20 protein-coding genes are annotated in these 12,358 nt (G+C 39.1%); all 20 read left to right on the top strand.

Features of this window, described 5'->3' with window-relative positions:
- Positions 1 to 31 precede the first annotated feature (31 nt).
- The 20 genes from IGJ25_RS13185 (at position 32) to IGJ25_RS13090 (ending at position 12,355) form a co-directional block, all read left to right on the top strand.
- Entirely contained in the window at positions 32 to 400 is a 369-nt protein-coding gene (locus IGJ25_RS13185) for a hypothetical protein (protein ID WP_375838529.1), read from the top strand.
- A complete protein-coding gene (locus IGJ25_RS13180) occupies positions 400 to 558 on the top strand; it encodes a hypothetical protein (protein WP_375838528.1) in 159 nt (52 codons plus the stop codon). Before IGJ25_RS13185 ends, IGJ25_RS13180 begins: the two co-directional genes overlap by 1 nt.
- A 38-nt stretch (positions 559 to 596) precedes the next feature.
- Positions 597 to 998: a YopX family protein gene (locus IGJ25_RS13175; protein WP_438779390.1), complete on the top strand. Its 402-nt coding sequence runs from the start codon at positions 597 to 599 to the stop codon at positions 996 to 998.
- Positions 988 to 1,176, top strand: coding sequence for a hypothetical protein (locus tag IGJ25_RS13170; protein WP_438779389.1), 189 nt, complete (start codon positions 988 to 990; stop codon positions 1,174 to 1,176). The genes IGJ25_RS13175 and IGJ25_RS13170 overlap by 11 nt, the downstream gene beginning before the upstream one ends.
- A 2-nt stretch (positions 1,177 to 1,178) precedes the next feature.
- Entirely contained in the window at positions 1,179 to 1,373 is a 195-nt protein-coding gene (locus IGJ25_RS13165; RefSeq protein WP_349703079.1) for a hypothetical protein, read from the top strand.
- Between the two features lie 89 nt (positions 1,374 to 1,462).
- Positions 1,463 to 1,876: an integrase gene (locus tag IGJ25_RS13160; RefSeq protein WP_285603897.1), complete on the top strand. Its 414-nt coding sequence runs from the start codon at positions 1,463 to 1,465 to the stop codon at positions 1,874 to 1,876.
- Positions 1,877 to 2,293: 417 nt separating this feature from the next.
- Positions 2,294 to 3,520, top strand: coding sequence for a hypothetical protein (locus tag IGJ25_RS13155; RefSeq protein WP_438779388.1), 1,227 nt, complete (start codon positions 2,294 to 2,296; stop codon positions 3,518 to 3,520).
- Between the two features lie 107 nt (positions 3,521 to 3,627).
- Entirely contained in the window at positions 3,628 to 4,206 is a 579-nt protein-coding gene (locus tag IGJ25_RS13150) for an NUMOD4 domain-containing protein (protein WP_438779387.1), read from the top strand.
- A gap of 380 nt (positions 4,207 to 4,586) precedes the next feature.
- A complete protein-coding gene (locus IGJ25_RS13145) occupies positions 4,587 to 4,784 on the top strand; it encodes a hypothetical protein (RefSeq protein ID WP_438779386.1) in 198 nt (65 codons plus the stop codon).
- Entirely contained in the window at positions 4,785 to 5,105 is a 321-nt protein-coding gene (locus IGJ25_RS13140) for an HNH endonuclease (RefSeq protein WP_438779385.1), read from the top strand.
- 180 nt (positions 5,106 to 5,285) lie between these two features.
- Positions 5,286 to 5,645 (top strand): hypothetical protein, encoded by a 360-nt coding sequence (locus tag IGJ25_RS13135; RefSeq protein WP_240078163.1) that lies wholly within the window; start codon positions 5,286 to 5,288, stop codon positions 5,643 to 5,645.
- The gene (locus IGJ25_RS13130; RefSeq protein WP_438779384.1) at positions 5,642 to 7,288 is read left to right on the top strand and encodes a terminase TerL endonuclease subunit; all 1,647 of its coding nucleotides are present in this window, start codon (positions 5,642 to 5,644) and stop codon (positions 7,286 to 7,288) included. The genes IGJ25_RS13135 and IGJ25_RS13130 overlap by 4 nt, the downstream gene beginning before the upstream one ends.
- A 448-nt stretch (positions 7,289 to 7,736) precedes the next feature.
- The gene (locus tag IGJ25_RS13125) at positions 7,737 to 8,906 is read left to right on the top strand and encodes a phage portal protein (RefSeq protein WP_438779383.1); all 1,170 of its coding nucleotides are present in this window, start codon (positions 7,737 to 7,739) and stop codon (positions 8,904 to 8,906) included.
- Positions 8,893 to 9,597: a head maturation protease, ClpP-related gene (locus IGJ25_RS13120; RefSeq protein ID WP_438779382.1), complete on the top strand. Its 705-nt coding sequence runs from the start codon at positions 8,893 to 8,895 to the stop codon at positions 9,595 to 9,597. The genes IGJ25_RS13125 and IGJ25_RS13120 overlap by 14 nt, the downstream gene beginning before the upstream one ends.
- A 3-nt stretch (positions 9,598 to 9,600) precedes the next feature.
- Positions 9,601 to 10,785: a phage major capsid protein gene (locus IGJ25_RS13115; protein ID WP_438779381.1), complete on the top strand. Its 1,185-nt coding sequence runs from the start codon at positions 9,601 to 9,603 to the stop codon at positions 10,783 to 10,785.
- Between the two features lie 17 nt (positions 10,786 to 10,802).
- Complete coding sequence (locus IGJ25_RS13110) at positions 10,803 to 10,925, top strand: HeH/LEM domain-containing protein (RefSeq protein ID WP_071859285.1); 123 nt, start codon at positions 10,803 to 10,805, stop codon at positions 10,923 to 10,925.
- Positions 10,926 to 10,928: 3 nt separating this feature from the next.
- Positions 10,929 to 11,207: a phage gp6-like head-tail connector protein gene (locus IGJ25_RS13105; RefSeq protein WP_148394780.1), complete on the top strand. Its 279-nt coding sequence runs from the start codon at positions 10,929 to 10,931 to the stop codon at positions 11,205 to 11,207.
- Positions 11,197 to 11,568 carry a phage head-tail adapter protein gene (locus IGJ25_RS13100; protein WP_240078157.1) on the top strand — a complete coding sequence of 124 codons (372 nt, stop codon included), beginning with the start codon at positions 11,197 to 11,199 and terminating at the stop codon, positions 11,566 to 11,568. Before IGJ25_RS13105 ends, IGJ25_RS13100 begins: the two co-directional genes overlap by 11 nt.
- The gene (locus IGJ25_RS13095) at positions 11,565 to 11,963 is read left to right on the top strand and encodes a hypothetical protein (RefSeq protein WP_438779380.1); all 399 of its coding nucleotides are present in this window, start codon (positions 11,565 to 11,567) and stop codon (positions 11,961 to 11,963) included. The genes IGJ25_RS13100 and IGJ25_RS13095 overlap by 4 nt, the downstream gene beginning before the upstream one ends.
- Positions 11,960 to 12,355 carry a hypothetical protein gene (locus IGJ25_RS13090; protein WP_231472884.1) on the top strand — a complete coding sequence of 132 codons (396 nt, stop codon included), beginning with the start codon at positions 11,960 to 11,962 and terminating at the stop codon, positions 12,353 to 12,355. The genes IGJ25_RS13095 and IGJ25_RS13090 overlap by 4 nt, the downstream gene beginning before the upstream one ends.
- The last annotated feature ends 3 nt before the right edge of the window (positions 12,356 to 12,358 follow it).

Raw genomic sequence — 12,358 nt, 5'->3', positions numbered from 1 at the left:
CGGAAGAAATAGCAAACTAGGAGGAAGAGTGATGGTGCAAGTAGAAGTTCTAAAGTTCATAGGATTTGTAACGGAAATATCACCGAAGGCATTCATCAATCGAAGAAACGAACTAATCTTAGTCCCAACCAAGAATATTTATTTTAACTTAAACGGCGTAGAGTCAAAAAGAGACATAACAGAAAAGATATTTCATTGGCTATCAAGACCAGCGCATAAAGGGGTGGGCAGTTATTGGGAAAACCGTATCAGAGCAATCATCAATAACTACTTACAAACTGACTTTAACCGAGATGATTTTGATTTAATCTACACAGAATTGGGTAATGCAACAAATCCAGAATTAACAGAAAAATTCATTGACTCGGATTATGATCTCAAAGTACTGGAGGAAGAGTGATGGCTAAAAAAATTGCCTCAGCTGCAGGATTGGGAAGGAACTCTTTTCACTACTGGGACTCGGAGATGGCACAAATTAATCTATATAGAGGTGGAAATCCAGATCCAACTTTCATCAGAAAAAGCAAACGAACTAAACCAAAAAAGCGGAAGAAGTAATTCCACAATCGTCAGCGATAGCAAACAGGAGGGATAAGATGGTACCAAAATTTAGAGCATTTTTAACCGAAACAAAAACAATACATGAAGTGCTACAAATTGATCTAAGTAGAAGTATGGTTAGTCTCAAAATTGAAAACGCCAGCGAGTGGTATTGGTTTAAAGAAGTAGTCCTCATGCAATCCACTGGCTTGAAAGACAAGAACGGCGTGGAGATTTTCGAGGGGGATATCGTTTCAGTAAGAAATCATCCATTTCAGAAAACAGAAAAATCGGGCGCTGGCATCGAAATTGATGGTGATTATGCGATTTCATGGAATGAAGGTGACCTAACTTGGTGTGCGGGTAATCTTTTGTTAGCAAGATTAAAACCTTATGTAACTGTCGCCGGCAATGTTTGGGAGAACCCAGAACTATTGGAGCAAGCCAATGAAAACTAGCCAAGCAATCATCATAGTGCTGCTAACGATCGCTGGCTTGAGTTGGCTATCCTATACAATTATCGACCAGCAAAAGCAGATCGTGAAGCTAGAACAGCAGCTGCAGCATGAGCAAATGAAGTACAAGATTATTATCAACGATCCGTTAGTCAGGGATGCGATGGAAGCGGGAGGATGAAAATGGGACTACCTAAGAAATCAAATCATGTTCGTGAAGTTAAAATGATGGAAGTTATTCATGTGGTTTCGTTTGAAGGTGAAGGAACCAAAGAAAATCCAGCAAGATTGATCAATGAATATTACTCCAAAGAAGGTACCTTGCTAGCAACGAAAGATGAATGGCTAGAGCGGGAAATTGAGAAGGCACAAAAATGACAGAAGCGGTTTTGATATTTGTAGCCGTAATAGCTTCTGTATTCGCAAGTGTGATTTTTGGTAAGGAAGATAATGAGGAGGGCAAGTGATTGGAGAAATGGCGTGTTGAACGAGTCAAGGCAGTGTTGAAAGATTACCGAGATACGGATAAGTACGTCAGAAAGCTTGAAGAAGAGATTCGAGTTCCGTATCGAGAAGAAGATGTTAATGGGGATATCAAGGGAACAAGAAGCGATAGCGATTTGATGTTCGGCACATTGTGGACCATCGAGACGGATAAGCAGATTCGGCGGTTGAAACGCAATAAGCAGATTGTGGAAGAGCTTCTGGATGAATGTGGCAGTGACACTGAGACGATCATCCGAGAGTTGTATATCAAGCGATTTCCGCAATATACGATGCAAGGGTTGGTTGATAGTTTCCAGATAAAGTGTGGTAAAACCAAAGCGTTTGAATATCGGAACAGATTTTTCGAAGAGTTAGACAAGATGCTTGATATATGAACGATTTGCGGAATTTTAGGCACTGAAAACGTGGTAAATTAGTATTATCAGATATCGCCCACAAGCAGAAACGCACAACGGCATTCAACCTCCTTTTGATACGTAAAAATTATTCTGTGGGCGATAGTCACTGTGGCGGAAGTAGAAGACGCAAAGGGTAATTGAAGTAGTCGGTGGTCGGCTACGAATCCTTGTTGCCAAAAGCAAAGACAGTTTCGTGAGTGGGGCAGTACCACTCCAGTGACATAGCAACCGAGGATTGTGGCATAGTTGGATATGGCGGCTCGAGATTGCGAGCGTGTAGGTTGCTTTAAATTTAAGTCAATACTCTCATTCCCTTGTGGCAGACGTGTATCTGATATGAGAGTTTTATAAGTCACTCATTGCGAGTGGCTTTTTATTTTGCAGAAAAGCGAGGTGGCAGACATAAACTGGACGGAACAAGAAATTGATAGGCTCAAAGATTTAATCAATGAAGGTTATACCAATAAAGAAATAGCAATCATATTATCAAACGAGTACGGAAGAGAGTTTACCAAGATTAGTGTAAAGAGCAAACGTCAACGATTGAACAAAGTAACGCCGCCTCGCACCATGGATGGCCAGTCGATCAACGAAAACAAACGATACAACATTGACGGCACCATTTCTCAAGCTGAATTCGATGTGAAGATGGCTTTCTACCAGAAGGACAGTAAAACGCCAGAAGACATCCTTAAGTACAAAGGCTATGATCCACAAGAGTGGGAAATATCTCAAGTAACCACCAATGAGTGGACGACCACTACAGCGGATGTCCAGAAATGGAATCAGCAGTTGAAGTTTGTGGTGAAGCCAAAGATGCAAAGCAACTCCAAGGATATCGTAGCAGCGATCAAAAAAGGAATAAAGCCTATAAAAGTTGATCCAATCAAAACAGGTATCAGAAATTTAGTCATTAATTTAACTGATGTTCACATGGGGATTGTTGACTACGAGTACATGAAGCCAGCTCAAGATGAAATTATGGAGATTATTAATAATGGTTACAAAACGATTTCTTTCAATATTATTGGGGATTTAGTTCATAACGACAGCATGGTCAATCCGTTTACAACAAAAGGAACACTAGTTGACGAGGTTGACATGGTTAAGGCTGTCGAGGATTTGAAGCAGTACATTGAACCGATGGTGCATGAAGCCTTGAGGCACTCAAAGGAAGTTCGAGTATATTACGTTCCTGGCAATCACGATTTGAGTATCTCCTATATGTTCATGCAGTATCTACAAGCTACTTTAAAAGGAAATGAAATAAAATTTGATTGTAGTCTAGCTCACCGAAAAGCTTATATGCTAGACAATGTTCTTATAGGTATAGCTCATGGTGACTTAGCTAGGAAAAACTTGCCTATGCTCTTAGCAACTGAGTTTCCACACCTGTGGGGTATTGCCAAAACAAGAGAATACTTTGTAGGTCATTTTCATAGTGAGAAAAAGGAAGTTACAGTTCCTGTCCAAGACAAAGACGGCGTGACTGTTAGGCAGCTTTCTACACTGAAGAAAAGTGACTACTACGAAGTAAAAAACGGCTATACAACCAGTAGAAAGAAATTGCAAATATTTGAATTTAATAATGATGAATTGAAGGTTACTTACGATGTGTAGGTAGCCTTTTAATTTTGCACAAACTAGGGTAGCTCCCGAAGAGAGTCGTCTCACTCCTGTTTGTGCTTATTTTGCTTAGAGACAAATAACTAAAGGAGACGGTAGTTATGGAAGAAATTTGGAAAGACATTAAGGGATATGAAGGAATTTATAAAGTAAGCAGTTTGGGCAGGATAAAATACCTTGAAAGAACTAATTCGGGTGGAGTTTATGTATCGGAAGGGATAAAACGACCTCAAGACAACGGGAATGGATATAAGTATGTTCAATTAAAAAAAGAAGGCACAAGAAAGAATTTTTATATTCACAGAATTGTAGCGGAGTGTTTCTTGCTTAATCCTGAAAAACTAAAAGAAGTTAATCATAAAAATGAAAATAAATCAGATAACCGAGCAGAAAATTTAGAATGGTGCACGCATTCTTACAATAACAGGTATGGCACAAAGGTCGAGCGAACAAAAAAACATCCGAACTATATAGCTCGTACACAAAGAGCAAAAACAAAAATTATTTGTATTTATCCAGATGGAAGATCAAAGAGATTCCCATCACAAGTTGAATGTGCAAGAGAGCTAGGAGTACCTGTTGCTGGAATTAATCAAGTTCTTAAGAAGAGGCAAAAAACACATTACGGATATCGGTTTGAATATGATAGCGAAAGGTTGAGGGTGACTTATGACATTTAAACGGTGTAAGCATGAATACGAACAGGTAGCTCGTATAGGTGGAGATACTCAAGCGACTGCTTTGAAATGTTCTTTGTGCGGCAAAACTAAAACAGAATGTCACGGCATCAACGGTCGCTTATCTTTCGAATATATCATCAGATATGTTGACGAAGTCCTATCGAGTAGGTGACTGATATGCATTACTATTACATCCAACTATCAGTAGGAATACTAAGGCATAAGAACATCCGACAAGCGGAGTTGAAACCTAAGCACACATTGCTTGAATGCTATGAGCAATTTAGTGACGAGTATATCGATCGGCATAGGTTGATATACATTGGGCATGGTTGGAAGAGTGATCCGCATATTGTGGAGAGACTGAGGAGGTATGGGATATGAGTAAAGATAAAAGAATGATTTTGGGAAATGCGTTTACTGCTTTTGAACAATTAGATTTAAGTAGAGTTCAATCGATAAATCTGGAATTGGTTGAATACGATGACGTTACTAATAAATTAGCCCTTGAAGTCGTATACTCGCCAGAAGTGGAAAAGAAAGCAGATGGATTCTTGTACAGTGACAGAGAGTTTTAAATGATTCCAATAGTAAAAACCAAAGCAGATCGTGCTAGGTTTTATGGATCGACCAAGTGGCGCAATCTAAGGCAGCAAATACTTGAGAGAGATCACTACGAATGCTTATGGTGTAAAGCCGAAGGTAGACTGACTACACAGCATGATTCGATACTGGAGGTCGATCACATAAAAGAGCTAGAAACAAATCCAGAGCTGGCGTTTGATCCAGACAACCTAAGAACGTTATGCAAGGACTGTCATAACAAGCGACACGATCGGATGAACTATCGTGGCCAAGCTAAGCAGAAGCGTTGGCAAGATGAGTGGTGGGGAGATTGATAAAAAATCAAATCCCAAAAATGACTAGAAAATCAAACGAAAGTGGGGAGTGACATACCCCCGGTCGAATTATTTTGGGGTCAAATCCCAATCTAGGGAACCGGTGGATGGGGTCAACTCCGCAGATGTATTCATTATTTTTCACACAACCCCACCCCGGGCTAGAAAGGAAGTGATTGTATGGCAGATTTAAAAAAGAGAAATAAGCTAGTTGCTGCCGAAGAAAAGCGGCTAAGCAAATTGTTTGAAGATATTGACGGGGACAAAAAGAAAGTCGTATCTGGTTTAATTACACAAGCAGCGCGGTTGAAAATTCTTCTTGATGAGATGTGGGTTGATATTTCTGAAAAAGGCGACTATGAACTTTTTTCTCAGTCAGAAAATCAAATTCCTTACGAGCGTGAGCGACCGGTTGCGAAACAATATAATTCTCGTGATCAATCTTATCAACGCGTGATTAAACAACTCACTGATTATTTGCCGGCCGAAAAGCAAAAACCTGCTCAAAATGCCGCGTTGGATGGCAGTGATTTGTTATGACAATAATAAAACCTTACTTCTTTGACGAATATGTAGATTTGTATGAACGAGGAATTATACCTTTTAACAAAGAGCGCATTCAGCTAGTTGATTACTTAAAAAAAGAAGTCCTGATTCGAGATGATATTTATTTCGATGATGAAATGATACAAAAGTTTGTGCGATATGCCGAAAAAAACTTTTTCCCATTAGCTAAATATCAAAAATTTATCACACCTTTCATTTTCTGCTATCAAAAAGAAGATGACGAGGTGTTTTTTGATGAGATTTTAAACTCTATCGCTCGTGGTGGAGGGAAAAACGGCTTTATGTCTGCACGCGATTCTTTTTTTATTAGCCCTCTATACAACGTTAGAAATTATGATGTAACAATTACTGCTAACTCAGAAAAACAAGGGAAAGTTAGTTTCAAAGAAGTTTATGAAATGGTTCAAATGAACCGATTAGAAACGCAATTTTATCTTACAAAGATGGCTATAACCAACCGAGTTACTAATTCTATTTTTAGCTATCGTACAAATAATCCAAAAACAATGGATAGTGCACGTGACGGTTGTTTGGAGTTTGACGAGATACACCAATTTGAATCATCTGATTTAGTAGATATCCAACGAAGCGGACTCGGTAAAATAAAGAATCCTAGAACTTTTTATAATGGAACGAACGGACATGTGCGTGAAGGGTTTTACGACAAAATTCTCGAGAGGGCGCAAAAGATATTCAGTGGAGAAAATAAAAACGACAGGCTATTTCCTTTCATCTGCAAAATAGACACGATTGACGAAATGGACAATCCAAAAATGTGGTCAAAAGCTAATCCGATGTTTGAGGAAGATACGTCTTATTCGAGACGCTTATTTTCAACTGTTAAAAAAGAATATGACAAACTTCAAGAAGAGCCATCTGGAAGAAGAGAATTTGTCGTTAAACGAATGAACTTTACAGAAGGAGATTCGGAAAAAGATGTTACAACTCACGAAAAGCTAATGGCGACTAATCAACCTATACCAGATTTGAAAAATCATTCTTGCGTTGCGGGTTTTGACTATGCAAGCATTCGAGATTTCGCAACAGTCGGATTGCTTTTCAAGGAGGATGACAAGTACATTTGGTTTCAGCATAGTTTCGCAAGGAAACAGTTTCTGGATACATTTAAATTGAAAGCACCTATCAAAGATTGGGAATCCAAAGGTCTAGTAACCATACTTGATGAACCGTCTATCGACCCTCGTCATTTAGTGGATTGGCTTGTGGAAAAAAGGAAACATTACAACATTGAGATTGTGGCGTCTGATGGATTTAGAATGGATTTGTTACGGCCGTTGCTTGATGAGAATGAATTCGCTAATGAATTCTTCAGAAACCCAAGGGGAGTTCAAGCTAAAGTAGCGCCAATCATTGAAGATGGATTTGCAAATGAACGATTTATTTTCGGTGACGACCCTATGATGCGATGGTACACGAACAATACGTATATCAAAGAAGACAGTTTAGGAAACAGAACGTTTTTGAAGAAGGAGCCAATACGACGAAAAACAGATGGCTTCCACGCTTTCTTGGCTGCTTTGTACAAAAGAGAGTTGATTGCCGAAACTATCGATTATGATGATGCTTTTGATATGTTGGATGAGATTGAATTTTAGAAAGTGAGTGATCACTATGTATAAACCTCAATACCTGAATGTAGAGCGAAAAACGAAAAACGTAATGGCTGGCAACACAGTTTATTTCACTAAAGTAACTTCAACACCTTTGGGCTACAAGAAGAAACAACCTGAACAGGTCCAAAATAAATCAGGTCGGCGATTTGCCGGAAAGTGAAGGTGATCCTGAAATCTCGCATTTATGCGTTAAATAAAAATAATAGAAAAGGAGTGGTTTTCGTGGGAGAAGAAAAGAATCATGGGAATGTGACAATTAACTTAAAATTCAAGAAAACTATCTATTTGAAAATCTTGCAAATTAAAATCGTTAGTTTCTTTAGCAAGAAAAAAGCAGAAGAAATGTACAACAATTTGAATGGCAATGACTTTGTCAAATTAAAGTCAATCAGATAGGCGTCCGTCACTAATTGAAAGGTGGTGAAAATATGTGAGTTTATTTGATGTCTTTAAGCAGTCCATACGTAACGAAGAACCCTCAGACTGGATTCCCGATCTTGTCTATGGGGATGATGAATCTGCTCGAGCATATCTGAAAATCATGGCTAAGAACACAGTGCTTGATTTTGTAGCAAGAACAATGTCCACGTTGGAAGTAAAGTTCAAAAACAAAGATGGCACTGCTGACTGGGAATACATTTTGAATGTTCGACCCAACAATGATATGTCGGCTGCAACGTTCTGGGAAAAGTTTTTCTACCGTCTTATGGACGACAACGAAGTGCTGGTCATTTTTACTGAAGATAACCAATTGCTGATCGCGGATGATTTTTCTCGCACGGAATACGCTGTTTATGATGATGTGTTCACTGGCGTAACAGTAAAGAACTATGTGTTTCAAAAAAGCTTCAGTATGTCAGATGTGATCTACATTGAATACAACAATGATAAACTTGATCGTTTTACAAAGGGCTTGTTCGAAGACTATTCCGAGTTATTTGGGCGAATCATTGAAATTGCAATGCGAAACAATCAAATTCGTGGATCGGTGTCTATCGATTCGACCGGAAGTATTAACGAAGAAAAAGGAAAGGACGGCAAGACACGTAGTCAAAGATTACAAGAGTATATTGACAAGGTCTACAATGCATTCAAAACAAAGTCTGTAGCAATTGTAGCAAAAATCAAAGGATTCGAGTACGAGGAATACACCAACAAACAAGGGGTTTCCAATCAATCCCTTGATGAGCTGAACAAAATGAAAACATCGTTGATCGATGATGTAGCCAACGCCATAGGAGTTCCTACGGCGCTTATTTATGGTGAAAAAGCTGAACTTGATTCTAACCTTCAAGCCTTTCGGAAGTTGTGTATCGCACCACTGATGAAGAAGCTTCAGGATGAGTTGATGGCCAAGATTATTACCAAAAAAGAATACAAGAATGGCGAACGTATCAAAGTTTCTAAAGTATTACCTGTCAGCATTCTGGAAAACGCTACTCAGATTGATAAGATCGTTTCTTCTGGAACTTTCTTGCGTGATGAAGTGCGTGAAGTGACAGACTATGATCCATTGCCGAATGGCGAAGGACAACGACTAATAATGACTAAGAATTATGACTACTTGGAAGGGGGTGAGAACGAAAATGCCGAAAGTTAAGAAAGTACCGTTTCAATTTACCAACGAAATCCAAAATGGTAAGCACATTCTCACCTTGAGTGGCAATGTCCAAAAGAAATATTGGCGTGATGATGATGTTATTAATGCGAAAGATATCCGAGAATCACTGGATAAAGTCACAGATGATATTGTGATCAAACTAAATAGTCCTGGCGGCGATGTGTTTGAAGGGATTGAAATTTACAACTACCTAAAAGATCACCCATCAAACGTCACTGTCGAAGTGACTGGTTTAGCAGCAAGCGCCGCAACCTTTATCATTGCTGGTGCTGATGAAGTGATTATGAACGTTGGTACTTCATTGATGATTCATGAAGCTTCAACATTCGCTTGGGGCAATAAACAGGATATCCAAAAAACGCTGAACGCTTTAGAAACTATTGATGATTCAATTTTAGAAATTTATTCAGACAAGACAGGTCAATCAGCTGATCAGTTGCGTGAATGGATGAATGAAGAAAAATGGTTCACGGCAGACGAAGCTGTAGAGTTTGGATTTGCTAATTCTGTGAAACGTGCCGAACCGGAAGAAGAACCACAAGATATTGCATCTATGATTCAAAATGCTGTCGCTGTTGCGATGGCTAATATAAGCCAACCTGTTACAAATCAAGTGGAACAAGAACTAAAACCAAAATCATTAATCGCACGTTTGCGAAAAGGAGAATAAACTATGTTAAACATTACAGACAAAACAGCAGATGCGAAGAAAATCTTCAACGCTATTTCTGCAAAAGAAGATGCAACACCTGAACAAGTAAACAATGCTTTAGAAGCTTACGTCACAGCCATTGCAGAAGATGCAGGTGCACAAGTACGTGCTGAGTACGAAGAATTAAAGAACGTAACTGACAACCGTGTTTTAGAAGCTCGGGGGATTCCAACCTTAACTGCTGAAGAAACGAAATTTTATAATGAAGTCTCAAAAGCTGGCGGATTTGACGAAGATTTAGTATGGCCAGAAACAATCTTTGAAAAAGTATTCGAAGACTTGGAAAAAGATCATCCTTTGTTGCGCTTAATCAATTTCCAATCAACCGTTGGAAAAGTCAAGGTCATTCGTTCTCGTCGTAAAGGTGTGGCGGTGTTTGGACCATTACACAAAGATTTAGAAGGGCAACTTGATGCGGAATTCGACTCGACAGAATATACGCAACTTGCATTGACTGCATTCATGCTAATTTCTAATGATACATTAGACTTAGGTCCTCGTTGGATCAATCGGTATGTACAGTTATCTTTGCGTGAAGCTGTTTCTGACATCTGGGAAGTGAAAATTGTTACTGGTACAGGTAACAACGAACCGATTGGACTTTTGAAAGATTTGGATGGAGCTGTTACTGGAGGTGTATATCCTGATAAAGCATCGGCTGGTACTTTGACTTTCAAGGATTCTGCCACTATGGTAAAAGAATTTGCTAAGGTGCTGAAAACTGCTTCAAAATACACACATCGTATTGGCGACAACGATACTGACGGTGAGACAAAATATCGTAAGGTTTCAGGCAAAGTGTACTTGATTGTAAATCCAGTTAATTATTACGATATCGTGGCTCGAGTTACAACCCAAAATGCTAACGGCGTTTTTGTTTCGAACTTACCATTCATTTCGCAAGATCATATCATCGAATCTTTAGATGTTCCTGAAAATAAATTGATTGCATTTATTGACGGCGAATATGATGCCACTCAATCTCGTCCTGAAAAAATTGCAGTTTACAAAGAAACCTTCGCAATGAAACGTGCAACTTTGTATGCGATCGACATGTTGGGTAACGGGCAGCCAACAAACAACGATGCAGCTCAAGTATATGATATTGCTATCCCAGCAGATGTTGACGGTGGCTCGGGGGAGTAACAACGCCTAACGCTCGTATGGCGACTGTAGACTATTCTAGCCTTACGGTTCCAGAACTAAAAGCGTTGTTAGACGAGCGTGCAATTGATTATGCAAGCAACGCTAAGAAGCAAGATTTAATTGATCTATTGGAGGGATAACGAATGAACGATCCAGTTTTTATTGATGAATTCAAAGATCGCTTTCGTATTTTTCATTCATCCGAAGATGAAAGTATTGGCAAACAACTGGAAAGTGGGTTTGCCGATATCAAATCAATTATTGGAGAGTTTGATCCTACAAAGTATGAAAAAGGCAAAGAATTAGTCTATGAGCGCACTCGTTATTTAAGAAACGAGGCGCTCGAATACTTTTATGACAACTTCCAGATGATGATCATGGACGCTTCAATTGACTTGGTAGGTGATCAAGTTGCCGATTAAAACAAAATATGAAAGACCTGAAATTGTAGCCGGTGATTTGAATACGCCGGTTACTTTTTTTGAAGTAAAACCAAATGATGGACCTGAACCTGGTGAACAAGAAAACAAGAAGTTGTATTACTGCACTTGCTTAGTCTACAATCCTTCTTCTAAGGATAGGGATATTCTTAGCGGAAAAGGAACAAAAAAAGCTGTGACAATCAAGATTAGAGATCCATATACAGACTATTTGCCAGACAATGCGCATAAAGTAGTCTTGGATGATTTTCGTTACAAAGATGATGTATGGGATATTGTAGATTTTGCGCCTGATGTTGAGAATAACGATTTTCTTAAAATCATCTTGGGGGTGACCTCATGAGCGTTTCAGTAAAAGGCGTGGACGAGATACTAAAGAATCTTGAAGCCAAGTTAGGTCCAGCAAGAACGAACCGGATTGTGAATAAGTCGCTTAGAAACTATGGAAAAAAATTACAACAAGATGTGCAAGAGGCGGTATCCAGTTACATGGATACTGGTGAAACGCATGACACAGTAATTGTTTCCGGAGTGAAAAAAGGACCGCCTAAAACGATCGAAGTTGGTTGGGGTCAAGGTTCAAGATGGCGCTTGGTGCATTTGAATGAATTTGGCTATACTCGGTTTGGTAGGTACATTAGTCCTAGAGGGATTGGAAAATTACAAGGGGTTGTTGATAAAACAGAAGGATCTGCATTTGAAGAGATGCGGTCAGAATTGGAGGAGTTAGCACGATGAAAGATATGATGATGGAAGTCTACAATGTTTTATCTGCTGATCCTACGATTGCAAAAGAGGTGACTGCAAAGAACATCAAATTCTATGAAGTACCTGAAAGCTTCGATTCGACCAAACCTTTTATTATCATCGATACACCTCTTGGACCGCCAACTAGTGCTTACTATGCAGCCAACAAAGAGATGTCTCAAACGTTCAGTTATCAAATTAACGTTGAAACTCAATCAAGGATTTTGACGAAAGAAATTGCTAAAGCAGTGAAAGCTGCGATGTGGAAATTTGGTTATGCTCAGTTAAATGGTGGGCTTGACGAATATTTCTCAGAAACAAAACGCTTTGTGGATGCAAGACGTTATCGAAAAAACACACAAATTCATGACACTGATTATTAATCG

Origin of the sequence: Enterococcus sp. DIV0240d, from assembly GCF_051711245.1 — a bacterium.
Lineage (GTDB): Bacteria > Bacillota > Bacilli > Lactobacillales > Enterococcaceae > Enterococcus_D > Enterococcus_D casseliflavus.
The sequence above is the reverse complement of the archived record's forward strand: the minus strand, read 5'-3'. Positions and strand labels throughout refer to the sequence as shown.